The organism is Paenibacillus sp. YAF4_2, from assembly GCF_052113225.1.
Taxonomy (GTDB): Bacteria; Bacillota; Bacilli; order Paenibacillales; family Paenibacillaceae; genus Pristimantibacillus.
The window spans coordinates 232,004-258,008 of the sequence record NZ_JBFRCT010000008.1 but is presented as its reverse complement, the minus strand read 5'-3'; the positions used below and the strand labels follow the sequence as shown (position 1 = coordinate 258,008).

13 protein-coding genes are annotated in these 26,005 nt (G+C 45.5%); 1 reads left to right on the top strand and 12 read right to left on the bottom strand.

Annotated elements, in window-relative coordinates:
• Positions 1-157: 157 nt before the first annotated feature.
• A complete protein-coding gene (locus AB4Y93_RS19665) occupies positions 158-2,422 on the bottom strand; it encodes a helix-turn-helix domain-containing protein (RefSeq protein WP_441894551.1) in 2,265 nt (754 codons plus the stop codon).
• Positions 2,423-2,616: 194 nt separating this feature from the next.
• Complete coding sequence (locus AB4Y93_RS19660; RefSeq protein ID WP_441894550.1) at positions 2,617-4,125, bottom strand: DHA2 family efflux MFS transporter permease subunit; 1,509 nt, start codon at positions 4,123-4,125, stop codon at positions 2,617-2,619.
• Positions 4,126-4,357: 232 nt separating this feature from the next.
• Here AB4Y93_RS19660 and AB4Y93_RS19655 point away from each other — a divergent pair, with 232 nt between their 5' ends.
• Complete coding sequence (locus AB4Y93_RS19655; protein ID WP_441894549.1) at positions 4,358-4,951, top strand: TetR/AcrR family transcriptional regulator; 594 nt, start codon at positions 4,358-4,360, stop codon at positions 4,949-4,951.
• Between the two features lie 67 nt (positions 4,952-5,018).
• Here AB4Y93_RS19655 and AB4Y93_RS19650 read toward each other — a convergent pair whose 3' ends face one another.
• The 10 genes from AB4Y93_RS19650 to AB4Y93_RS19605 form a co-directional block, all read right to left on the bottom strand.
• Positions 5,019-6,059, bottom strand: coding sequence for a LacI family DNA-binding transcriptional regulator (locus AB4Y93_RS19650; RefSeq protein WP_441894547.1), 1,041 nt, complete (start codon positions 6,057-6,059; stop codon positions 5,019-5,021).
• Between the two features lie 126 nt (positions 6,060-6,185).
• Positions 6,186-8,027, bottom strand: a complete 1,842-nt coding sequence (locus AB4Y93_RS19645) for an RICIN domain-containing protein (RefSeq protein WP_441894546.1) — start codon at positions 8,025-8,027, stop codon at positions 6,186-6,188.
• A 169-nt stretch (positions 8,028-8,196) separates the two neighbouring features.
• Positions 8,197-10,962 (bottom strand): beta-galactosidase, encoded by a 2,766-nt coding sequence (locus AB4Y93_RS19640; RefSeq protein WP_441894545.1) that lies wholly within the window; start codon positions 10,960-10,962, stop codon positions 8,197-8,199.
• A 15-nt stretch (positions 10,963-10,977) separates the two neighbouring features.
• On the bottom strand, positions 10,978-12,360 hold the full coding sequence (locus tag AB4Y93_RS19635; protein WP_441894544.1) for a glycoside hydrolase family 30 protein: 1,383 nt from the start codon (positions 12,358-12,360) through the stop codon (positions 10,978-10,980).
• Between the two features lie 269 nt (positions 12,361-12,629).
• Entirely contained in the window at positions 12,630-18,200 is a 5,571-nt protein-coding gene (locus AB4Y93_RS19630; RefSeq protein WP_441894543.1) for an OmpL47-type beta-barrel domain-containing protein, read from the bottom strand.
• A 267-nt stretch (positions 18,201-18,467) separates the two neighbouring features.
• On the bottom strand, positions 18,468-20,012 hold the full coding sequence (locus tag AB4Y93_RS19625; RefSeq protein WP_441894542.1) for a DUF3502 domain-containing protein: 1,545 nt from the start codon (positions 20,010-20,012) through the stop codon (positions 18,468-18,470).
• A gap of 33 nt (positions 20,013-20,045) precedes the next feature.
• Positions 20,046-21,782: a histidine kinase gene (locus AB4Y93_RS19620; protein ID WP_441894541.1), complete on the bottom strand. Its 1,737-nt coding sequence runs from the start codon at positions 21,780-21,782 to the stop codon at positions 20,046-20,048.
• Positions 21,783-21,787: 5 nt separating this feature from the next.
• The gene (locus AB4Y93_RS19615; protein ID WP_441894540.1) at positions 21,788-23,296 is read right to left on the bottom strand and encodes a response regulator; all 1,509 of its coding nucleotides are present in this window, start codon (positions 23,294-23,296) and stop codon (positions 21,788-21,790) included.
• Between the two features lie 102 nt (positions 23,297-23,398).
• Positions 23,399-24,301, bottom strand: a complete 903-nt coding sequence (locus tag AB4Y93_RS19610; RefSeq protein WP_441894539.1) for a glycoside hydrolase family 43 protein — start codon at positions 24,299-24,301, stop codon at positions 23,399-23,401.
• Between the two features lie 92 nt (positions 24,302-24,393).
• Positions 24,394-25,977, bottom strand: coding sequence for an extracellular solute-binding protein (locus AB4Y93_RS19605; protein WP_441894538.1), 1,584 nt, complete (start codon positions 25,975-25,977; stop codon positions 24,394-24,396).
• Positions 25,978-26,005 lie beyond the last annotated feature (28 nt).

Genomic DNA, 26,005 nt, shown 5'->3' with positions numbered 1-26,005 from the left:
AGGCCGTATACGGACAGTATTCGAACGATCAACAATTTTTGAAAGCGTTTGCTAAATTCAATTATTGTATATCTTCAAAAAATGCCCCTTGCCACTTAACAAACAGAAAGCCTGCCGATCAATTCGGCAGGCCGGGGTGTAAAGCAGCAACTTCAGGTCAGGAAATAAGCTTATGCGTTTCCCGGTACTGCCCTGGAGTTGTTCCAACGATTTTTTTGAAGCAGCGAATAAAGCTTGAGGTATTGGAGAAACCTGTCTGCTGCGCAACAGCATCCAGTGTCTGATTCGTACTCCTCAGAAGTTGAATGGAGGTCTGAATACGGAATACATCAATGTATTCTTTAAAATTCTGACCCATTGTTTTTTTGAAATGATGACTGAAATTCGAAGCAGACATCGTGAAGTGATCGGCAATGAGCTGGAGGGAAAAATCGGCATGTAATCCCTTTTGCTCAATAAAGTCTGTAATCTCATCCTGCGATGCATGGCGCACAGTCGGGAGCATGCTCTGAATGATTCCACAGAGTCGTATACAACTGTCGCTGATAATACCGGTCATCTGCTCAACCGTATAACGGTACTGATAAGCTGTATCGGTAAGTCTAAGTAATCCATCATCATTAGGGCCAAACCGCTGAAGACCGTTTAGAAGGGCACTCACCGTGTTAATATAGACACTTCTTACCATATGAGGCGGCATTCCATCACTTCTAAGCTGGCAATTAATTCGCTCTGTAATGTTCTGGACTGACCCCGCATCATTCTTAAGAATCGCCAGCTCAAGCGACTGCAGCAGCTCCGCGAAATAGGAGATCGACCCGCCTTTTGGTGAATCAAGTTCATCAAATATTAGTACAGGATTGCCGCCGCGAAGCCTCAAATGCTCGATAGCCCGCATCGCCTGCAAATAAGCGACATGAACGGCATCTGTCATGTCTGGCTTGGCGGTTACTCCAATGCCAATATGAACTTTTGCTTCTGTCTTCTCTTCCAGCTCTCTGCAAAGCTCCGTTAAGAATGGCTTGATGGAATAAGAGGGTTCATGAGAACATACGAAGATCATTTCATGACTGTAAATACTCTTAAGCAAATAGCCTGCCATCTCGTCTGAATGTCTTCCTTCAATTGAACGTAAATATTCAGCTGTACAATCATCACTTACGGATGAATCCATTGCGATAACAGCCACTGCAATCGAGTGATGTGGAAATTCAATGCCGTATGTACGGGCTTGCTCGAGATAATCCTGTCCGTATGCTGTCTTCCCGCTGACCAGCTCAAACAATAAATTATCCCGCATCGTCTGCTTCACCCGGGCATCCAATGAGCTGTTTGCAGATACAAGCTCGCCAAGTGCATAACGGATGGTCTCAAACTCATTCATAGGCTTTCGCTCAACCGTCTCGAATAAGTTAGCAGCGAAATCGACCAGCCGTTTGATCGGTTGATAATTTCGGCGGATGGATATGTAGATGATCAAAAACTCAAGCAGCAGCATCAACCCAATAAGCAGAATTGTATTACGCTGCACAGACTGAATGCCCTGCAGCATTTCGGTGACGGGCAGCACGCTAACGTATTGCCATCCATTTTTATCCGATACGGTGTGAGAGACGATATAGGAATGACCGTCTTTCTTATACAAGCCGGCTCCTTCCCCATTCTCTGCTAGACCTGACAGAAATCCTTGCAGCTCATCTGCCGGAATGTACGCTGACTGGTTAGAAGACAACAAGGAACGTCCTTCGGTGTCTATAATAAAAAAGTTGCCGCTGTACATCTCAGACATGGAATTAAGCATACGGATTATCGTATCTTCACGAACCATGATCAGTACTGCTCCTGGAGTGTCATAGCCGCCAATCGGCAGCGGAAGCGCAAAGGTCAGCATACGGACATGATTGCTGCCCGGTATGATCACCTCTTCTACAGGTCTCACGATAGGTGCTTTCAAATGACTGAGCTGTGCAAACATTTGCTTTTGCGGCCAGTTCTCGTAGTAATACCCAATGCCCGGCTTCGAGAAGTCCTCTTCTTTGTAAGCGCTTCCTGTTTTGGCGAACAAATAACCCATGTTTTTCAGATATAGCAGTGTACTGTCAATAAAGCCGTCTGTGGCATTATATTTGCGCATTTCATTGGCGATCAGCACCCGCTGATAATCTCTGTCATCAGTATCGTACAATTTGATCTCCCGGTTCTTCACGAGTTCGAACGGCAAATTGTATACGTAACGCGTAAATGTATCCATAGAAGTCATGACCTGCTCTGTCAGATGAGTATTCCAGTCCATCTCCTTCTGTTTGACGACAGCTGTAGAATGTGGGTAGTAGTAAGCTAATATGATCAGTACAGGAAACAAGAGAACCAGCAGATAGGAGACAAGATGCTGAATCAGCAGGTTCATGCGGTTTTTTTTCACGGGGGATGCCACCTTTCGTTCCAATAACAAGCTACCATACGGAAAGGATGGAAAAAAAAGCCTCTTTAACTGCTTTATTATACCACCCGAAAAGATTGTGGACTACGGCCTAAAGCAGGAAACGTCGTAAAAGTGGAGGACAAAACGGTATAAAAAAAGAGCTGCCCACGAGGACAGCTCTTCTAAATCTTCTATTAACCTTTTTGAACAGCAGCTTTATTTACTATTGTGTCTGTGCTTTTCTCATCTGTTGCTTGTGGAACACGTTTAAGGAAGAAGGTAAGCAAGAGACCTACAACACCAATACCTACGATGACCAGATAAGCATCATTCATCCCGCTGATCGTTGCGTTCGTAATCATTTGCTGCTGCGACACACCTTCTGTTGCACCAGATGCCATCGCATCCGTTAAATGCGATTTCGTTTGGGTCGTCAGGATGGTAACGAGCAACGATGTACCAATCGCACCAGCTACCTGTCTGATTGTATTGGAAATTGCTGTACCATGCGCATTCAGACGGTTAGGCAATTGGTTGAGTCCTGCCGTTTGAACTGGCATCATCAGAAGCGCCATGCCGATCCGGCGGCCTGTAGACATAAGCACCAGATACGTATAGGAGGTTGAATCTGTCAGGTTAATGAAACCAAGTGTTGTAGCGATGACAACAACCATACCCGCTATCGACAGCCATTTTGCTCCGAATTTATCAAACAGTCTACCTGTTATAGGCATCAGTAAGCCCATGACAAGCGCGCCAGGAAGCAAGAGCAGACCCGATTCCATAGCTGTATAACCACGTGCATTTTGCAGATACAACGGAAGCAATATCATATCTGCATACATAACCATAGTGATGGCAATGTTGATGAATGTTGTTAAGGAATACATATTGTACTTGAAGACACGAAGCTCAAGAAGCGGATTGCTTGAGGTCAACTGCCGCCAAGTAAACAGCCCCAGAGATAAAAGGCCCACGATAATCGACAATAGTACTTCTACGCTATCCCATCCGGCACTGCTTGCCCGACTGAAACCAAATAATACTGCACCAAAACCAATAGTGGACAAGATAATACTAAAGACATCAACCTTAGGATAAGAACGTTCAGATACATTGGTAAGGAAGATATAACCGCACACTATAACAATAACTGCAAGCGGGATCATACCGTAAAACATCATTTCCCATTTATAGTTCTCCAGAACCCAGCCAGCAAGAGTTGGTCCAATCGCCGGGGCGAAAATAATTGCGGTACCAACCAAGCCCATTGCGCCGCCCCGCTTCTCAGGAGGGAACAAGGTCAAGATAACCGTCATCATAAGAGGCATAATAATACCAGCACCAGCCGCCTGAATTAACCGACCGATAAGCAGTACATTAAAATCAGTTGCGATGGCCGATACAATGGTACCGATAAGGAATAAAATCATCGACGTCTGGAATAACTCACGCGTCGTAAATCGCTGCATTAGAAAAGCTGTAATCGGGATTAAAATACCGTTGACCAACATATAACCCGTTGTCAGCCATTGTACCGTTGCCGCTGAAATGCTGAAATCGTTCATCAATTCCGGGCCTGCAACACTCATAATCGTTTGGTTCAGCGTCGAAATAAAGGCGCCTATAATCAAGACGAATAAAATTGGCCCCTTCTTGATAGAACTGCCGTTTGAATTTAAACTTTTACTCAACCGCTCCATCCTTCTCTCTTGTCTCTCTAGACTAAATTTACAACGTGTCGTATAGTGAACATTGTATAAATTAAATTATAGCTCGTGGCGCCTTCTTTACAAGCGACGATTCCATTCAAAAGTGTAAATTAGTAGACAGTTACGCAAATAACTGTAGTTTATCCCTCGAAAATAATACATTAAAAATGAAATTGTAGTTTACAACTAAAGGAATTACTACTAAAAGAAAGGAATTTAATCAATGGACAAAACAACTCGGACAGATCCTCGCATTCTGCGGACACGTCAGCTGCTTAGAGATGCTTTTATTGAGCTGCTGGAGGAGATGGAGATTGAGAAGATCTCTGTCAATCGCCTTGCAGAACGCGCTACTATTAACCGCGTCACTTTTTACCTTCATTATAAGGACATCCCCGATATGCTAGACAAGATGGCAGATGACATGATTGACGATATTCATCGCGTATTGGACCAATCAACTGTAAAATCAGATTCACCTGAATTAATTAATTCTACTTTACTTGTTAATTTGCTCGAACATATCGCGGAGCATTCGAAGTTTTACAAGGTTATTCTTGCCTCCCATCGCACGACAATCTTTACAGATCGATTATTGAGACTGTTGACTAAACTCATCTCGGATGGAATCGAAATACGGGGAAAAAGCTCTTTTGTTACCAAGAACAATATTCAGAAAGATATTGCCGTCTGGTACAGTTCAGCAGCCTTAATTGGGACAATCGTGTCTTGGCTTCGGGTAGACATGCCCTATACCCCAATGTTTCTTGCCAAGCAGTTTCTTATGCTGCGCAAGCTTGAAGACAATACAGAATAACGACAAGTAAATCGCCTCCACCCTGAGAATACTAATCGGGTGAAGGCGATTTTTCACTGCCGCTTTTTTAAATCTTATAGCCATCTATTACTGGTGCCGTACTTTGTCTAATGACAAGCTCCGGCTCCAGCGAGTAAACCTTCTTGACCTTTTCTTTATTCATGAGCTCCCGCAGCACTCGAACCGCTGTACGTCCAAGACTATTCGCTTGCTGCGAGACCGTAGTTAATTCTGGTATAACATGATGAGCTAACGGAATATCATCAAACCCAACGATCGAAATATCATCCGGCACACGCAGACCTTGTTCAACGGCTGCCTTAATAGCACCAATTGCGGTAAAATCATTAACACAGCAGACGGCTGTTGGCCTATCTTTCAGCTTCAATATAGCCTCCATCAGCTCACGTCCTGAATCGACCGAAAAGCTGCCTGGCAAGATCCAATCCTCATGCAGCTGCAATCCGGCATCCTTGATCGTCTTCTTGTATGCCCGAATTTTCACCGCTGTGGTAGACATATGACTCTCGCCGCCGATAAATCCGATCTTCGTGTGGCCAATGTCGATCAAATGTTTGACAGCAAGAACGGTACCGGCATATTCATCCGTTAGTACTCGTGTTAAACCGGAATCCTTAAGATTCCCGTTCACGAGCACCAAAGGAATTTTCTGCGCATGTTCGACGACCTCTTGAATTAAAGCTGGCTTACAATCCTTCAAGTTGATACGCCCGCCCATAAAGATAATGCCGTCCACCCGTTTTTCCTGCATCATGGTTAGAAATTCAGATTCCTTTGCATGTAGGCCAATGGTATTACAAAGGAAAAAGGTATGTCCGGACTCTCGCCCCTCCTGCTCTGCACCGGAAAATACCTCAGGGAAAAAGGGGTTCGTAATATCCGGCAATATAACGCCAATAATCCCCGTCTCTTTCTTCAGTAAGCTCCTCGCATTCGCGTTAGGCTGGAACTGATATTTCTGCATAATCGCTTCGACTTTCTCCCGCGTGGAAGCGCGTACAGGAGCAGTGTCATTAAGCACCCGGGAGACCGTAGCAACAGATACTTTGGCTTCTTTGGCTATATCGTATACGGTAACTTGCTTCATCGTCTGGTTCCCTTCTAGTACAACTAATATACCTAAAATTATACCAAAGTTTGTATGCTAATGAAATTGATTTCATGAGCGATTCAGCCTTGATTCGTGCTTTCTATGAAACTATCGTACTATGTTTTAATTCACTTTAACAAGCGTCCACTGCTGGTTGTTCCCGCCATTATCCGCCCATTGGATTACCGCCGCTCCGCTTGCCGTTGAGGCCGAATTGACGTCTGCCGTCAATCCGCTGTTCCGGTTAACCAAGATGAGTGAACCCCCAGCGTCTACCGGCAGCCATTGCTGGTTGTAACCACCATTATTCTGGTACTGAATAAGTGCAGCCCCCCCTGTCGTGGAGCTTTGATTAACATCAAGGAGCAGGCCGCTGTTTACATTTTTGATCTTATAGTAGCCGTTGCCTGCGGAAATAAGCTGCCAGCGTTGATTGTTGCCGCCATTATCCGTGTATTGAAGAATGGATGCACTATTCGCCGTGGATGCGTTGTTCACATCCATGACTAATCCGCTGTTCTTGTTTACCAGCTTGTAGATGGCAGTCGAAGGATAGCCCGTTGTTCCGGTGTACGTCACATTGGAGATGACATACGTGGTGACCGAGCTTGCCTTAGCGTTAGCCGTGAACGTCTTGTTCGTTACACTTACGTTCGACAATTGGGCAAGATCCTCGGTGGAGGATGTACGGTATACTGCTGCTGAGCTGCCTGTTGCCGTAAACTTGCTCAGATCATAGGTAACTGACGTGTCCGTTGTTGCGCTGTTAGTCGTTACGAGCACCAGCTTGCTGGATGCCGCATCATACGCCGCAAGCGTATTAGCATCGCTCATCCCAATAATTTTGTAACCCGGGCGAATAAATTTGCTGTAATTACCCATGACATAATATTTCTTGTTCACGGTATAGCTTGTCGTTTGAGTATTGTTGAGAACATTTTTGAAAAAGCCCCAGCCATCTGCGCTGTCAACGGCTTGCCAATAAACCCAAGCGGTTACTCCCATGTTCTTCATGTCCTTCATAATGGTTCGGGACATCGTCAGGCCGCTGGCATCCCCGTCCCCATATTCCGAAACCCAAGGAGTCTTCCCATCCGAGGCAGCGATATTACGGAAAGCCGCTCTATTCGTCCCACCATACGTATGGGTATTGATTTGCGAAATAGCAGATTTTACAGCACTCGTATAACTATTGTAGGAAACCGAAGAATCATCAACGCTATATTCCTCCGGAGCACTTAGCTTTGTCCCTGTAAGTCCCTTCGCAACCAGAGAAGAATTAACCTGGCTTAGAATGGTGTTCTGATTCGCCCGATCAAAGTGCATGCCTTCCTGATTGTTGCCAAGTGACCACCATGTCGATACCGGCTCGTTGAGCGGGGCTAAGGTTTTGAAAGTAATGCCCCAGCTGTCGCGGAAATGCTTGACGACCTCGGTCAAATAATCGGCAAAATCATCATAATAATCCGTTTTTAAATTGTTAGCACCGCCGGAAGCTCCGGTAACACTACCGCTGTTAGTCATCCAGTAAGGAGCGGAATTAGAGAAGGCTTCGAATACATTGGCGCCTCTGGTTTTGGCTGCTTGCAGCATATATCTCTGGTTGGCATCGGCTGTCCAATCATACACACCTTGTGTCATCTGGAAGCCAGGCACTGCTTTACGGTATTCCAAGTCATTCAAGCTTGGATTTTCGCCGCCTCCAATATTGTATCGAAGGACATTTAGGCCAATTCCGCTTGTCGTGCTGAACATTTTGTCCGCATACTCATCCTTGTTCGAATAACCGCCTACTACTTTGCCCCACCAGGCTAGAGATGTTCCCCAGCCCTCCACCGTCTGATACTGCTGAGATGGATCAGCAGCTGCTGTGTAAGAGCCTGCTGCAGATGCAGTCATTCCAAAGCTGCCCACAAGCATACCGCCTGCCGCAACTCCGGCCAATAATCTTTTCATCTTTCTCATGTTTTCCTCTCCTTATTTGAGATTCCTCAGTCTAATGACGATTCTCGCTGAGATGGACGTTTTGGCATCACCCCTTTCTATGTAAACGGTTACAATTTAGTCAAACAAAAACCGCTGCCTAGCAGATTTATTCAAAATAATGAACATCATCTAAGCAGCGGTTTATTGGTTAATTCAAAGTGATCCAGCGTTTATTGGATTGTTTATCGTAGAGCAGACGTACCTTGGTTGGACTTGCTCCACTTTCATCAAATAGAACCAGTTCATTGCGATCCTTAAGCCATGCCATCGGGATCTYGTAATCCTCTTGAGGACCTACCTGCCAATACCGGCCTAGATTGCAGCCATTAAGCCATACCGTACCTTTACTCATTCCCGTTAAACGAAGCTTTAACTTGGCGTTTACTTCTTCTGGCAGCGACGGTTTAGCAAATTGTACCGTATGCCATACCGGTCTGCCTGTTTCGCCAACATACGCTTCGCGTTTCAGCTTCTCGACATCTGCGATTCGCCAGTTGTTTATTTCCTTCTCCGAGGAAGAGACGAGCAGTTCAAGCCTTTGAAGCGGTGACTTCACATAGGCCATAGCGATCTCATTTACACCATCCTGAATATAGTCAGAAATATCGAGCGTATGGTGCAGGAACCAGTCTTGATAACCTTCCATTATAATCTCTCTGCCGTTAATGCTAAACTTCCCGCTAACAGCTCCTACCAGGACAGCACGGTCGTAACCGCCATCCATCGTAAACGTTCTGCGGATGATCGTTCCGCTTGCAAGTTCGTTCACTTCATTCAGCTCTAGAGTTGTCTCCTCATGCTTCCAATTCGGAAGTAGGTCATAGCATTGGCCGTCTGCAAAGACTGCACCTGCTACCCCTTTGACCTCACCTAAATTTGGTGAGAAATTGAGCCTGCCCATATTTTGCACAAGAATCTGCACACGATTGCTGCTATTTGGCTTCACTTGAAGCTTAACTGCTGCAGCACCTACTTTCTCTACCAGCGCTTGTTCCTTACCATTCACATATACCCGAGCGGTATCCTCAAGCCTCGAGATGATGAGAGTGGCTTCCGTCTGGTCACCTGTCATAAAATCGCTTTCGTATAACAAATGTCCATAAGGCTGACCAAGCTCAGAGAATGCTATAGGCTGCGCAGCTTCCTGACCTTGTGCGGCAGATAACTCACAAGTCTCCGAGCTCCACTGCTCTAGTGAAGGAGCCTCCAGATAAACGTAAGGAGCAATCTGATGGTTTGGTTCCATCTTCCAGTCTCCAAGGAGAAGTGGCTGCTCCACGCCATCTTGTAATGCTGCCTTGAAGGTGCCGTTCGCAAGCAAATCAAAGTCAGCATAACCAATTGCCCACTTCACGCCGCTCTTATCGATGATACGCCATGAACGGTCGGCCGTCTCTTTGTTAATAGCAATAATCCGATAAGGCTTATTACCAATGGTGAGTGTAATTATCTGTGCCTCCTGGAAATGGCAGAGATCAAAAATCACCTTTTTATCTCCATGTAACAGCTGCTGTCTTCTAACCCCATCATACTCTACTTGAATGGGCTGCTCCGACTCGAGCTCAATATACGAACGCTGGCCGTTGTCTGCCGACACGATCAAGGTATGGATGCCGTCGATCTGCTCATTGGCGAGCAAGTACGTATTACATGTCAATTGCACACCAGGCTCCAGCTGCAGCCTGTCGATAACGGGAAGGATCGCGCCAGCATTAATTGTAACAGGGATCGTACGGCCACCTTGTAAAGTCATGCTTGTTGTCTCGCGCTCATCCTTCGAGCTTTCGACGAACCAGATCCGTTCATTTCCGTTTTCTCTTACCCGTGCTTTAAAACCCTGCGGCAGTGCAGCGAGAGCAGAATCCCCTTCGATGGTATTAAGCAGCATACGTTCTACAGCAGTTACGAAATAGGAAATCCGCTTGGCTGTATTATATTTATCCGTTACCCGATTAAACTCACTAAGCGGTGCATCATAGTCGTAGGACGTCACCATAAAGATATCGCTTGCTCCTACTGTACGGCCGCCGTAACCGCCAAAGTTGGTACCGCCGTAGAACATATAATGGCTTATACCGCTAAAGCCCGTTTGCAGCGTTTCGAGCATTCTTTTCTCATATAAAGCTGGAGTCTTCTGAGTAGCGGAAGAAGCTCCCCAATGCTCAAACCATCCCGTCCAAAACTCCGTTACAATCTTAGGTGTATGAGGCTGCTTCTTAACGAGGTTTCCGTAATGATGATCAGCGCCTGACCAGAAGTTCGCACCTTCAATCGTTCCTTCAGCGCCGCCCACGCATGTAATCAGTGGTACAGTTACTCCACGCTCAAGCATCACGTCTCGTAGATGGTGCATATAATCTCGTGCTGTTTCATCGTCTGCCAGATAACCGTATTCGTTCTCCACCTGCACAAGAATAACCGAACCGCCTGCTCCAATCTCCCGTTTGCGAATAATCGGAATAATCTGGTCCATATAACGGTCCACATAAGTCAAATACTGCTCATCATAGGACCGGAATTTCATCCCCGTCTTGTTGTTCAGCCAGTAAGGGAATCCGCCGAAATCCCATTCTGCGCAAATAAAAGGACCTGGACGAGCAATTACCCAAAGCCCCAATTCATGACATAGGTCAAGAAAAGCGCCGCAATCATTGTCTCCTTCAAAGTTCCATTGCCCTTCTTCCGGTTCATGAACATTCCAGGCGAAGTATGTATCTACGCAGTTCATTCCTGCAAGCTTTGCCTTTACAAGCACCTCGCGCCATTCTTCCTTTGGCATACGGAAATAATGAATGGCTGCGCTATTAAGGAAAATCTGCTTTCCGTTAATGTTGTAGCTGAACTTATCATATTGAACGGCTAAGTTTGTATGAGCATATACTTTTCCAACCGTACTGGATAACGTTTCCTGCATCTCTCTATTCCTCCCCTAGATCTGGTTGGTGAATGTGATATTCGACAAAACAACAGTTGTTACAGACTGTCCGTCAAGTTCTAACGTAAATCCGTTACTGCACATGGACAGTTCAGATTCAGCCAAGTTATCACCTTGTGACGTGCGATAAACTTTGGCTGCACAGTCATCTATCTGGAATGCGCTTAGGTCGTAACTTACTTCTTTCGAATCACCGGTATTACAAGTGACGATTGTAAGCTGTTTAATTGCTGCATCATAGGCTGCAATCGAACACTCATCACCAGTAAACAAAATCCGGCTGCCCGGTCGAATAAACTTACTGAACTGAGCCATCGCGTAATACTGCTTCGTCAGCTCATAGCTGCCGTCTCCATGCCTAAAATTCGTATGTATAAAGCCCCAGTTGTTCTGTGCGCTTTCATCCTCAACCGCCTGCCAGTACACCCATGCCGCGGGCTGCAGCTGACGCAAATCTGTAATGACCCGCTCCGCCAGCTCAAGCACACTGCTCAGATCTTCATGATTATGAGGCTCGGTTCCGCCGGTGCCGTACTCTGACATCCAGAGACGTTTCCCTTTCTCCTCCGCATACCCGCGAAGCTCCGACAATTGAACGCCGGTATACGTATGAGTATTGATTTGAGCAAGGCTGTTAAACGTCTCTTCATCATAACCATGCAGCATCTCAAGTGTTTCATCCACACTGTTCTCATCCGGTGCACTAACCGTTGTTCCGCTTAACCCTTTTAATTGAAGAGAGTTAGCCGTTCGTTTAATAATCTCCATCTGTTTATCTATTGTGAAATGAGCGCCTTCTTGAATATTGCCTTTCTTCCACCAATTCGAGATTGGTTCATTGAGAGGATTAAGCGTCCGGAATTCGATGCCGTAAGCTTCTTTATAATGTTTGACTACTTCCGTTAAATAGTCTGCAAATTCCTCATAATACTCTTCCTGCAAATTGTTGCCGCCATCAACTGCACCAGTAACCGAGCCGCTGATCGTCATCCAGTAAGGAGGTGAATTGGAAAAAGCCTCCGCAATGGTTGCTCCTCTATCGAATGCAGCAAGCAGGACCAAACGTTGTCCTTCATCCGCATTCCAATCCCATACACCCTTCTCCGGCTGAAATCCCGGAACATCGCCGCCAGGTCGCAGCGTATTCGGCTGAATCGCCGGATTCTCACCACCGCCAATATTGTACCGGACAATATTGAGGCCAAGACCCTTGTCCGCGTCAAATACAAGGTCCAGAACTTCTTCCCGCTTGTCTATATTGCTCCACTGGCCAACAATATGTCCCCACCATGCCAGCGAAGTACCCCAGCCTTCAAAACCGTCGTAACCATCTGCAGGCACGATACGTATGGCCTTAGACCCGAATGAATGATTCATATATCCTCCTATTCCGAATTGGCAGCCAAGATATGATGAGTTAAACCTGAAACCTATTTCATGAAACGGGTTTCATTAAGTAGAAAAATAAATACCCTGATGCGGGTACAACAAATAAACAGCCAATCACCAATTATGAAAGGGCTTTCATCCGTCTGGTTTTTATTATATTCCCGCGTTCACATAACTGTCAATACTTGTTTATTACTTCCATTTGGCAACGAGACTGCCCTAAGGACAGTCTCGTAAACAAACGTATTTGAGCCAAACTATTTCACCATAATCTTCATTTTCTCACTCTTCGATTCTCCTGCAGCATTAACAAGTACAGCCTCATACTCATATTCGCCTGGTTCCCTGCCTGTAAGACTCGTTATTGCAGACTGAGCATTCGGCGTACCGGTTGTAAGAGATTGAGTATCCACCAACTGACCGTTCTCATATAAACGGTATTCGCTTGCATTGGTTCCCCACCACATATTCATGGTGATCTTATATTCCCCATCACCATCCCAATTGTCATTGGACAAAATCGGCTTACCAGGGCTCGCTTCTGTGACCGTTACAATATGCGGATCGCATGCCGTCGTACCAAACGAATTGATTAATTCGCAGGTATACGTATACATTCCGTTAGCTTTCCCCGTAACATCGACCTTGAAGGTTTGCGCCTCAGGCGAGTTGTCCGTCAGCTTCTGTGTCTTGATCAATTCGCCATTCTCGTAAAGCTTAAATTCGGTACCGTTGTCTCCCCACCATAGATTCATAGTGATGAAATAGTCGCCGTCCTTAATGCCTGTATCATATCCGTTGTTATCGGACAATACAGCTTTTCCTGGAGCACCTTTTGCGAGAACGGGTTGCTTTTCCAAATTCGATTGAGCTTGCCGAAGCTTTGCAGCCTCCGTATCAATCTCCTCCTGCGTTGCAAAAGGATTGTTAAACATCTCTTCCGCCGCCATTAGTTCCGTCTGGAAGGCTGCGACACTGTCATCTGTATACGGGTCAATATCTACAGCTTTGGCTTCTTCAATAAACAACTTGAGCAATGTACGATCTGCCACTTTCTCATGGAATTCAATATCTCCGATATTGGCATAACCACTTGAAGTGTTGTATCTCAAATAACGATAGGCTTTGCTCCTGTTAATGAGCTGAGAATACCATTTCAAATCTGTTATTCCGTTAATCGTAAACAGGGTCTCGTAATTCGTCCCATCGTTAGACCCTTGAATCTGAGCCCCGTTGATCCGAACAATATTACCGCTCCGCGGTATAAAACGTATGCTGCCAATGACCTTCTCATTGCCAGCACCCAAATCCACTCGAGCCCAGCCTGATGCGGTTTTTGTATCCGGTGAAGTGGTCGTATCGCCATCAAATGCACGCCAGCCATTCGTCACCGCATCAGCTGTTCCATCCCAGGAAACGGACGAAGCAAGCGACATAGATGATGATACCGTGATTTTCGGATAAATGTCTGCTAAAGATACCAGAAGATTTCTTGCTTTCAGCAGTTGGTCAAGAATGACCATTTTGTCTGCTCCAGGCTGATTATATGCATCCTTGATGTTGTCGATTTCTTTCAAATAGTTATAATAGCTAGCCTGGGTATAGCTGTCAGGAGCAACAATCTTCGAATTGATGTCATAGTCGTAATAACCAAAAATATCCACTTCTGCAAGGTTTCCATACCAGCTCTCTGCATTATAGAGCCTCAAGAAACGATAAGCCTTGTGGTCCACAATCTTATCTAGTCTTAGATCGGTCCAGGTATTGGACAACGCACCCGAAATAGGATTCGTCAGATTGGTCCAGCTGGTATTATCGTTAGAGCCTTGAACGACAAGCCCATTTAATCTGCTGCCCATCGTCGCTCTTGGGAAAAGCTTGATTTGGGTCAGATTAATCGAAGAGTTCGTACCGAGATCTATCGTGTAATAAGAACCCGGGCCAGTGATCAGATCACCATAGGTGGTTGTATTGCCGTCAAACAATAAATACCCAACTTGTTCCTTCGTCAGACCGGAACCCGTTTTCACATACTGATTATCTGAAGCCGTAACGGTTGCCAGTCTCGTGACATCGATTTTGATTGGAGCAGATTTACCTGGCACTACGACAGGAATCTCAACTGTATTGGCAGTAGATCCATCCGAATCACTCGTTACAGTCAGAACGACCGAGACGATCGTGTCCATATCAGGCTGTGTAATTGTACCATCTGACGCAATAATTCCTTCAGGTGCTGTGGATGTAAGAGAGATCGAATAACCTCCAGGGACTTTAGGCAGCGTTAAGCTGGCAGCCCCTTTTGCCGGTACAGCAAGACTTGTGATTGTGGATGCCACAACTTCAGCAGATGCCGTATATGTGCCATGAAGCTCAACTTCTGCTACGTTACCACTCCATGCGGTGCTATTATAAAGCCTGAAGTAACGGTAAGCTTGATGCTCTAATAGCTGATCCTTACTAATATCTAACCATTTGTTAGCCTGAGATGAGGCTACCGGCTTCGTAAGATTCGTCCAATTCACATTATCATTAGAGCCCTGAATAATAAGTCCATTCATTCTGGCAGGATGTGTTGATCTTGGCATAAGGACAATTTCATTCAGCTCTACTGATACGCCTTCTCCAAAATCAACGGTATACGTTCCTGTACTATTGGTAAGGTCCCCATACGTAGTTGAATCTCCATCAAACAACAAATAACCTACTTGATCAGCTGCCAAACCAGTTCCTGGCCACTGTGGATCGGAAGCTGTTACTTTGGCGAGCTTGGTCACATCGAGATAAGTCGTCCCGTCCACAAGGAATAGAGAAGAGCTGTCCGTTGTTGAAAAAGCTGTGTCTCCGTTTGTACCATCAATCTTCTGATAATCGATTGTAAATTTGACAGGACCAGTTGGTGCACCTGGTTCCATTTTAGCTTCCGCCGTCCAATTCTTATCATCTAGCTTACTGACGACAGCATCTTGACCTTGGATAGTAACCTTCACGTTCTGAACAACTTCACGTGCTTGGATGTTTAATTTGACCGTATCCCCTGTTGAGATCTTGCCATTTACGCTCTGATCCGAACTCATAGAGACCGATTCGAGTTTATTGTCAATCTCATAACGTGTGCCATAAATTCTGAATTCGGGCAGCTCAAGGAAATTTCTGACGACGCCGTACAGAACATCAGGCAGCGGCTGAATCATTTCCAGCTTGATAAACCGGTATTTTTCATTCTGATAGGCAGCATCTACATCAAGTGTTTGGAATTCCTGTGTCATTCGCGTAACACCAGGTGTCAGACGTGTCCAGTACTCCCCATTATTTGAGCCATATACGGTTGAATTAGCTAGACGATCAGCGAAAATATTACTTTGGAATCCAAATTTGTTCGCGGAAACCTTATAATCCGGGCCAAAATCAAGAATATGGTACAGATGCGGCGGAGTTCCAAGAGCAAGTCCATAATAGCCGCCTGTATCATAGTTTAAATCATCTTGCTTGGTTACATCGTTCCCCCAGCTGGACCAGTAAACAACATCGGAGTAATGCATACTGCCATCCGATCTTAGAGGAGTCGTTAAGTCCAGGCTCTCAGCTGCATTTCTAAGCTCTCCCAGCTGCTGGTTAAAGTCTTCATCTGATGCTGTTCCGATCAAGCTCATCGTCTCATCATAAATAGACTGATAATGAGCAAGTGAGGTGGAGACGTACACTTCATCTGATTCATATGGCGTTATAGCTGCTTCTACTGCAGACGCCCTGTCGTCAGCTGTCACTACGGTTACTTTCTTAGTTGTCACGGTTATACCGTCTGATGCGGCAACAACAAAGGACGAAGTCCCGGCTTGCTCCGGCTTCCAGGTAAACGCACCTGTCTCATCATTAATCACCGAGCCTTCAGGAGAAGCTTGAAGTTCATAAGTTATAACATCCGTACTGCCTGCATCCTCAGCGGATAGATCAAGGTTCAGTGCCGTCCCCGCGTAAGTAAATACGTTCAAATCAGTGCGGCCAGATTTAAATACCGGCGGCGTCAATTGTGCCCCTGCCTGTGCGTTAATATGATCTATATCGACGGTTGAACCAGCTGCCCCTTTTAACGTCAAATAAGCAATGTCACCCATCGTTCCCGTTACGGTGAAATAAGTCCACTGCCCTTTCGTATCAGGCAATATCCATAACGATCCAAGCATATCCAATGCCGCTGTACCATTCGTCCGGATCTTTAATCCAAAGGATTGTGATGCAGCGTAACCTGAGCTTAGGAAGGCAATCTTTGTTCCCGCTTCTGCTGCGTTCATTCTTACGAAGGAAGTATCTCCTTCCTGCACCGTTTCCGTACGATTATCTAAAGAGGTATAGCGCTCTTCCACTTCAAGCAAGGATGCGCTTGTCTGCTGCTTAGGCAGATTCGCTGCTCCTTCGGACTCGGCTTCCTTCGGGATATAAAGCCAAAAGTCACCGCCGCCATCTACGTTATCCCAGTTGTTATTAAGGGAGCCGCCGTAATAGAAAGTAAGAGGGGTTCTCTTCTTAAATGCCTCATAATAATACGGTGCTTTCTCGGCCACATTTTCCCCTTTCACATAAGTATAGTAGTAGTAGAGATCCCAGAAGTTTGCGGTATTAAACCTTCCTCTATAGCCGCTCGCAATATGGGTATAGGTATCTCTAATCGTGCCGTCCGGTGATATCGCATACGCCACCGGTGTCCATGGGGTATCATAGCCAAGCATATACTGCCAGAAATAATCAGCGGTTGCGAGAATACGATCATCTAAAAACTCAAAAGGTCCTACTGCATTGGCGCTATCAGATACGGTACCATCTTCCGGATCCACCTTTGTTCCTTGAGCCAGCAGCATTCGGGAAATCGTCACGGCATTCGTCAAGTCTCCGCCGCCATGCGCCTGATCACGTCCCATCTCCAAATGCTGGACATGCGGCGTAACTGGTTCACCTGTCAAATTATTCGTATCCACCATCCGAAACATCTGGCGGATTGATCCATTAAAGCCTTGATCATTCGCAGTCTTATTCACGGTGAACCATTCAACTGCCTCGTTGTACCTCTCTTTATTGTTGGTAAAGATATATCCGGCCATCGCTCCCATCAGTGGATACGTATGCTGGTTCATGAAATAGTTATTGCTGTGCTGGAACGTTTCAATAACCGGATTAATCAAGTTGTTCGTGAAGCTCGCCGTATCTTGCTCCGTCCACTCTAGTTCAGCTGTCGGGCTGCTTGTATATCTCAGAATTTCTGCTGCCGTAACCATTCGGTTCAGCGGTATTCCCGTATGAATATGAGCATCTGTATAATACGCATATTGGGCAGGGTCCATCTGAGACCAAATCCGGATCGTCTGCATCGCATTAGCTCGGTAAGTTACATCACCAGTAATGAAATACATAATACTTTGCGTATACGCCAGCAGCGCATCACTAATAAATCGGGATTGGATGCCCTGGCTGTTAAAATAATTGGCAGCCGGCTTTGTAGGATCCGTTGTGCTTTGATTTTTAATCGAGACCGTTTTGGAGGCCTGGGCAGATGCTATCATTCCTTTGTAATAGGAATACCACGGCTCCTTTTGCGCCAGCACCTGAGACCTCATGTTCTCAAGTGTCTCTTTCGTTAATCCAACTCCTGGATGGGCAAATCCATTACTGCTAACACTTTCCTGGATGTCTACCGTATAGCCCGAACTGGTCAGCTCATCAGCATCATCTGCCGCAGCGGCTTTACCTTGCGGATAAAACGCCGTTACCATACTTACGGTTAAAATGACGGACATCAAACGCATCCATACTTTACTTAAAAGTAAATCTCGCACCAATAAACTCCTCCTCGAATATAAATGACACCGCTTTCAATTAGGCTTATAACATGTAATTTTGAAACAGTAGATTCCCTCCTTCGTTCCATCTATCTTAACTATAGAGCGATGCCCTCACCGCTCCTATCACAATTTTGCAAGATTCCTTTAACTTTTCGCTGTTAGATGATAGGAAATAAAAAAGACTATCCCCATGGAACAATGTCATTAAGTTTAGCCCTTAATGACATTGTTCCATGGATAGCCTTCATTCGTTACACTTCCCTATTTGCCTTTGCTGAGCTTCACCTTATCCAGCTGCGCTTGAAGCTCCTTCATATACGTATCAATTCCCGCTTCCTTCAGCTTCACTTCAAGAACGGCAAGGTCATAATCGATGTCCGTGCTGATTCCAAGATTTAATGGCTGAATGTACTGCTCCTGGACGGTTTCCAGATTCGCCAGTTGTTCGAAAAGGGATGACGTATCAAACAGGAAATCCTGGTACGGATCGGTGCCATTTTTCTCCGCAAGCTTAGGCCCTTCCGTTACTGTAAGCTTTTCTACGATCTTCTGCCACTCATCAGGATAGCGAATTGGAACATTCATATAACCATCTAATACGCCTGTCCAAGACTGCTTTTTATTCTCATCCTTAATTCCTTCGTAAGAGATCTTACCGTCCTTCAAATGATAGTTCTCGCCTTCTACACCATACATGAGCAGATCGTAGTAGTCTTGCTCCGTATGGGCTTTTTCAAGAAATTTAAGCGCTAGATCAGGATACCTAGAATTGGATCCTATCGAAATCTGCGTTGTGGCGTTAACAGACGTACTTGGCATAAAAACAGTGCCCGGGAACATGTCAAACATATAGTCAAACCAGCCATATTCTTGCTCGGGATAAGCAGATTGCAGGGTTGAAACATAAGAATTGCTGACCGCTCCAAAATGATTGTTAAATTCCAGCGGTTTTTTATTTTCCTTCATTAAACCTAATGTCTTTGTTGTTTCGTTCTCTTGCGCGCCAAGAATATCATGGTCGACGATTCCGTCGTCATACCATTGCTTTGCCTTTGATACCATCTGCTTATACTCTGGGGTATCAAACATACTCATCACGTTATAAGGATCATCAATCGGTGCTACTGCGAACTCGGTCACCTTATAATATTTATCTCCGGTTAAGGAAAACCACAAATTATCACTGTATCGTTTATCAATAATCATTGGCGTGTCCGGGTATTCCCTTTTTGCTTTATACAAATACTGCTCCATGGTTTCAAAATTCTTAATTGGAGGTAATCCCCACTTCTTCCTCAAATCTTCCCGATAAAACATGCCTTCACGGCCAGCCCCGGGTACATTTAATTGCGGGATGCCGTAGAGCTTCCCATCAATCTTCATTCTTTCCAATATACCTTGGTAGTGACCGACCAGCTTTGGCACCTGATTCATTAATGGGGTCAAGTTAACGAATGCATTTTTGGCGGCAAAGGATTTGAAGTCCGACCAGGAACCACCCACGTAGAAATCATATTTCTTTGAGGCGATCGCCATGCCAATGTTGCTTTTCTCTTCATCCCAAGGGATAAAGTCAAACCGGACCGTCATCCCAAAATCCCTTATAGTCAACTCATCAAGCTGCTTATAAAAGGAATCCATACCACTCGCAGGCGGGCTGCCCATCGTAATCGCATTGAGCTGAATAACCGGCTTAATAACCTCGTTTACACCTGTAACATCAGGCGTATCATTCTCCTGCCCCGAACAACCACTCATCCATATAGGAATAGCCAGCAAAGCCGGCATTAATCGAAGTAATCGCATACTATACTAACCCCCTTGAAACCAAACATCTCTCTATCGGTGAGTGACCGGAACATCAATCGTGACACAAGTCCCCTCATCTGGCGTGCTTTGCAGCGTGAGCTCTGCAGTCTGACCAAAATATAAATCCAGCCGCTTCATAATATTACTGATGCCATAGCCGCTTCCATGATGCCTGCGCTGGTTACTGCTTCCCTCTTCCGGCATGCCAACACCGTCGTCATATATTTGTATAATGAGACGTTCACTGTCTATGCGGCCTGTTATCCGAATCGTCCCTCTTCCGCCCGGTTTCTCAGAAATTCCGTGAAGGATGGCATTCTCAACAATCGGCTGAAGAGTGATCTTAGGAAGCATACAGTCCATTACCTGCTCATCCACTTCCACTTCAAGCTGAATCCGGTTCTTGAACCGTTTCTTCTGGATTTCCATATAGATTGTGCTCAGCTTGAGCTCATCCTTAACGGTTACAAAATCTTGGCCTTTGTTCAGAATAAGCTTGTAATAATCAGATAAGGCATAAATAATCTGCTGAATATTGTCCCGTTCTTCCTTCTGCGCCATCCAGTTCAGCATATCAAGCGTATTGTATAGAAAATGGGGATTGATCTGGGATTGGAGCGCCTTCAGCTCCGCCTGCGTCTTCTCCTGACCTAATTTATATTGCTCGACCATAAGCTCCTGCACGCTATTAATCATATAGTTATAGCTTAAGATTAGCTGGCCAACTTCATCCTTGCTTGGACGAATGTCCAGTTCATTCAGACGGCCCTGCCTCACTTGGCTCATTTTGTTCATCAGCAGATAAATCCGGCGTGTAATGGACTTGGCAACTGGAAAAATAAATAAGAGCAGAACAAGACAAATAATTAAATAAACCATGACCATTTGATATTTAATTTGATTGATGCTCTCTGCAGCAGCACGGTGGGAAATGACAGACATCAGATACAGATTGGTATTCCCAATCTCCTGACCTCTTGCCATATAGGACCCGCTTGCAAGTGATACGTTGACATAGGAGCCCTTGCTGTCAAAAGGCCCCTCGAGCCGCATCGTCTCAAGCTCCTTCTTCCCGCTGCCTGCGACAAGCTCACCAGCTGCGGTCTCCACATAAACGAGTTGTTCCGGGTTGGATTTGGTCAAACTTTGCTCAATCTGCTTTAATTCCACATTTAGAGATACGATGCCAATCGCAGAGGTATAGTCTTCCGGGTTCCACAGCAGCTTGTTCAACGACAGATAGGACAAGCCTGTACGAGTATCAATATCTTTATTTAACGTCCAGGTAGGGCTGCCTTTATTATCAATTACCTTTTGCGCCCAGTCCTGCTGCCGAATGCTGTTCATACGCCGGAAGAGGGTATCTACACCTGTAAAGGCATAGTTGTCATCCACAAAATAAACGATGTTGTCGATGTCCGAGCTTGACACCATGATCTGTGTATAATCCACGATATTGCCGTAAACCTCAATCTGATCGGCCACACTCATACGTGCAGCACCTTTGGACAGGATCGTTTCCATATCTTTGTTGACGGTCAGCATCGAGGATAATTCCTCAATATGCTCCAGCTTGCGGTTTAAGGTGGCCAGCGTCTGCTCATAGCTCTGATTCTCCGCATAGTTCTGTCCGTTCACAACAAGCTTGCGAATTTCTCCGTAGGAAATAAAGAAGGTAATAATGAGCGGTACAATACCGATTAAAGCGAATAAAATAATGATCTTCTTGCGCAAAGGCATATCATTGACGGTATGGATAAGGTTCATCCTGATCAGGTCTTCTTTCTATATTCAAGTGGCGACAAATCGGTAGAAGCCTTAAACACCTTGGCGAAATAACTCGCACTGGCGTAGCCGCACAGCTCGGCAATCGTATTCATTTTATAATGCTCGCTCATGACAAGCTTCTTTGCCAGACCTATTCGGTAATCGCTAATATACTGTTTGATGGATGTACCTGTCTCTTGCTTGAACAGCATCCCAAGATGAGCCGTCGACAGATGCATTTGGTCGGCGATGGTCCGCAAATCAAGATCTGGATTCCGGTAATGAGCTGCAATATACCCAATCACATCCTGCACGAGACGGGAATAAGGAGAAGTCTCCTGAACCTCTTCCATATAGGTCGTACAGATGATTCGCATCATCATTTCCAAACTATCAAGTGTCCTGCATTCACGCAGACTTTGCTCCACATTCCGAATGCCATAATCATTTTCCAGTTGAATAAGCAGCTTCTGATTTCCGCCAACCAAGGCTAATGCAGCGGTCTCGAACAAAGCAATAATTCGTGCACGGTCTGTATATTCATTATCTTTCAGCATGCTGCATGAGGTTTCCACCCATAACAGAAGCTGATCGGGATGTTCTTCTTTACGCTTATAAAATTCGGGGAGCAGATTCGTGAAGAAGGCTTTGCTCTGTTCTCTCTCTTCTTGCTGCGAGTAGAAACGGATCTCCGGATAATAGAAGGATCGCTCCGCTGCAATACAAGCCAAGCGATAGCTCTCCGGAAGCTCTTCCAGCCGGTTAGCAGCCACTCCCATCCCGATGCTGTATGTCTCATTTTTCCGGACAAACAAGTCTGCTAAGTAATTAACCCGCTTATAATCCTGTCTGTCATAAGCGGCGATAACAAAGCAGCGGTATCGGTCAAGCTGCTCTCCGATCGCCATTACCCCGTTACTGCTCCAGTAGCGGTTAATGAGGTCCAGATCAGCACGGCTGTTTTCATCCTCATTCCTGCTAAACATAATCATCCCCACGTAATGTTTGCCAAGAGGAAAACCTGTTTCCTGGCATAGCTCCTTAATGGTGTCCTGATGAGCCCCGGTGTCCCGTAATAAGCCGACCAACCGCTGCCGCTCCAGCTCATTTTTCTGATTCAGAACCGCCGTTTGCTTCTGTTTACTCTGAATGCTAAGAACGGATTTGAGAATAGCTTGTTCTACTTCCGCCAGCTTCAGCGGCTTCTCTATATATTCAACAGCGGACAGCTTAATGGCGCTCTTCAAATATTCCACATCCATGTAGCCGCTCATAAATAATAATTGGCATCCCGGAGATGTCTCGGCAAGCTTCTCAGCAAATTCGATTCCATTTAGCTTCGGCATACGGACGTCAGTCAGGACAATATCCGGCTTCTTGAGTGCAGCCAGCTTTAATGCCTCAGCCCCGTCGCATGCGAGGAACACTTCCTGTATGCCAAATTTCTCGAAGTCGATCGACTCGCTTAAGCCTTCCCGGGTGTAATCATCGTCATCTGCAATTAGCATCCGCATGAGTCATCCCACCCCTTTTCTACCATGATGATAACGCTTGCAACTTCTTAAAGTTTATATGATCTTGTCGCAAATTTAAATAGAAAGGATAGATTCTCACATCTATCCATAAACCTGCAGTAGTCTCTCATATTCCAGTGCCGTAACCGGGATAACAGAGCCATGACGCGGTCGATCAGGTAAGGTATAATGAGCGGGCATCTGCCAGGTACCGGATGACAGATCAGAAGTAACAAGCGGAATATACCCTCTGAATCCAAATTCATCGATAAACAGATACCATTTCTCCTCCACATTGGATTTGAAAATGATAGGCCCTTCCCCTCGAACCATAAAATCCAGCTCTACCTGATGATGAATCATCGTATAAGACTCATGCTCGAAGTATTGTCCTACTTCCTGGATAATGTTCTTCCCTTTGGTAAACCGATAAATGTGCCCATGATGTTCAATTACCGTCGCATCAAGAACGGAGTAGCCATAATCCATATATACCTTCGGCTTACTGAATTGCACAAAATCTTTTGTTGTTACATACATCATCCGATGATAACGGCCAGGGAAGCTGTCTGCCATAGAAGCCCAGAATACTTTAAAGTGCTGATGCCTCGCATCATAGAAGATCTCCGGTGCCCAAGTACAGCCTGCATCACTCGGAGCAACCTCGACCATTCGCTGATCTGACCAATGGATAAGATCATAGGAATTCCACACCATAATAGATTTGCTGCCTGAGGTCACCGCGCGGTTCCAGCCCGGATTTCTATAAATACTTAGATCTGTTGCCACAAGATAAAATCTATCCCCTTGCGGTGACCTTGCCAGATACGGATCCCTTACCCCGCCTTCTCCTAATCTGGAGGTCAGAACAGGACGTCCGCCATTTAGCTCCAGCCAATGCAGTGGATCATTCCCTTTACTCAGGGCAAAGTATACCTGCTCTTCATCTGCTGTCTCATTGCCTTTGAAATAGGCAAACAAATAGCCTGCATAGTTATCCGCCACATCATCTACCCTCTATCTTTTGTGAAATTTGAATGGCTGTTAAGCTGCAAAAAGGAAGACTTCTGATCGTCCAGAAGCCTTCCTTTGGCCTATTATTTTAACGCCGCTTGACGCTCTTGATAAACTTTGGTTGCCTCATCCAGCATTTGCTGACCGCCGGCTTTCAGCCATTCCGCTTTAAAGGATTCAAACTCCTTGTCCACGTCGCCTTTCGTTACCATCACTTTGGAATAGAATGAATCCTCGAGTGTATTCAAATTAGCCAAATATTGCGTTTTCGATTCCAAAGGTGTTGGTCCAAGAAGATCGGAAATGATCTCATTGCCGGTATTCAGCTTATCCGAGAATGCTTGTTTGTCGGCAGGCATTTGGAACTTCGCATTGGAGAGTGAACGATCTACGAATGGATTATAAAAACCACCTGTACCCAGGTCATTCTGAAGCTGCGGAGTATCCAAATATTCTTTCTTCCATACAGGAACGCCGTCTACCATATCGTACGAGACGCCTTCTTCACCATAAGTCGTTTTGAGATACACTTCATCGTTTGTAGCAAGATCTTCGAGCATTTGCAGAATTTTAATCCGTTTCTTGTCATCCTTCTCGAGCTGCTTGCCAAACATAAGCGGGGTTTGCAGAGGACCGTTCGACATGACATATGTTTTGCCTGCCGGACCCATCAGACCTTTTCCATATACTACCGGGAAGCCGTTCGCTTTGTCCTGCTCCAGCATGCCAAATAGATGATGGTACATGAAGGTATCTTTTATACCAATTTTCTGGCTGTTCCATTTCGTAGTAATTTGATCATTATCGTCTGTAAGGAATTCCGGATCGATCAGATCAGCGTTATACCATTGATTAATTTTCTTAGCTGCTTCCTTGGCTTGGTCTGTAATACCTCCCCAAGTGACTGTGCCGTCCGCTGCCAGCATGAATTGATAAGGGTTAACCCCGTACGAAGCGAATACTTCATTAAACAGCTGATTTCTTGCCGCTTTACCGCGGCCTGTCATGCCATACGTATCCTTCTTGCCATTGCCGTCCGGATCGTCATTGCGGAATTTCGTCAGCACATCCTCGTACTCTTCTAATGTCTTCGGTGCTTCTGTATAGCCAATTTTATTCAGCCAAGCTCCATTAAAAGTAGGTATAAATCCATATCGGCCATTCAGCCAAATTCTTGGTACGCCGTAGTTTTTACCGTCAACAAGTGCAATTCCCCATGCGGCGGTGTCAATTGCATCGATATCGGCCGAATATTTTGGCATATATTGCTTGATCTCATCCGTAGAGATTGTTGCGATAATCCCTTGTCTTGCGTAGTTGGCCATATCTGCTTCTTGAAGCGTACCTGGGAAAATATCCGGAATCTCGTTGGAAGCGAGCTTCAGCTTAAAGCTCTCATCCGTAAGATTCATGTTGATGAATTTCACATTATATTTCTCTTCAAGATATTTCTGAGTTGCATTGCCGTCTGCCGATGGCAGATTCCATGTCGAACCGATGGAGATCTCAATAGGTTTTTCATTCGCTGTATCCGTAGCTTTAGCATCATTCGTCTGGGATGCATTAGTGCCCGTGTTGCTTGGTGTATTGTTCGAGTTGCTGCTGCAGCCTGCCATAAGGGATAGTGCCAATACGGACGCTAATACCACTTTTTTGCCATGCTTCATTTTTATTGCTCCCCTTTATCATGTAATA

Excerpts from the sequence above, each read along its gene's own strand:
- AB4Y93_RS19660 (WP_441894550.1), bottom strand. The coding sequence starts at position 4,125 with ATGGAGCGGTTGAGTAAAAGTTTAAATTCAAACGGCAGTTCTATCAAG.
- AB4Y93_RS19655 (WP_441894549.1), top strand. The coding sequence starts at position 4,358 with ATGGACAAAACAACTCGGACAGATCCTCGCATTCTGCGGACACGTCAG.
- AB4Y93_RS19650 (WP_441894547.1), bottom strand. The coding sequence starts at position 6,059 with ATGAAGCAAGTTACCGTATACGATATAGCCAAAGAAGCCAAAGTATCT.
- AB4Y93_RS19645 (WP_441894546.1), bottom strand. The coding sequence starts at position 8,027 with ATGAGAAAGATGAAAAGATTATTGGCCGGAGTTGCGGCAGGCGGTATG.
- AB4Y93_RS19635 (WP_441894544.1), bottom strand. The coding sequence starts at position 12,360 with ATGAATCATTCATTCGGGTCTAAGGCCATACGTATCGTGCCTGCAGAT.
- AB4Y93_RS19625 (WP_441894542.1), bottom strand. The coding sequence starts at position 20,012 with ATGCGATTACTTCGATTAATGCCGGCTTTGCTGGCTATTCCTATATGG.
- AB4Y93_RS19620 (WP_441894541.1), bottom strand. The coding sequence starts at position 21,782 with ATGAACCTTATCCATACCGTCAATGATATGCCTTTGCGCAAGAAGATC.
- AB4Y93_RS19615 (WP_441894540.1), bottom strand. The coding sequence starts at position 23,296 with ATGCGGATGCTAATTGCAGATGACGATGATTACACCCGGGAAGGCTTA.
- AB4Y93_RS19605 (WP_441894538.1), bottom strand. The coding sequence starts at position 25,977 with ATGAAGCATGGCAAAAAAGTGGTATTAGCGTCCGTATTGGCACTATCC.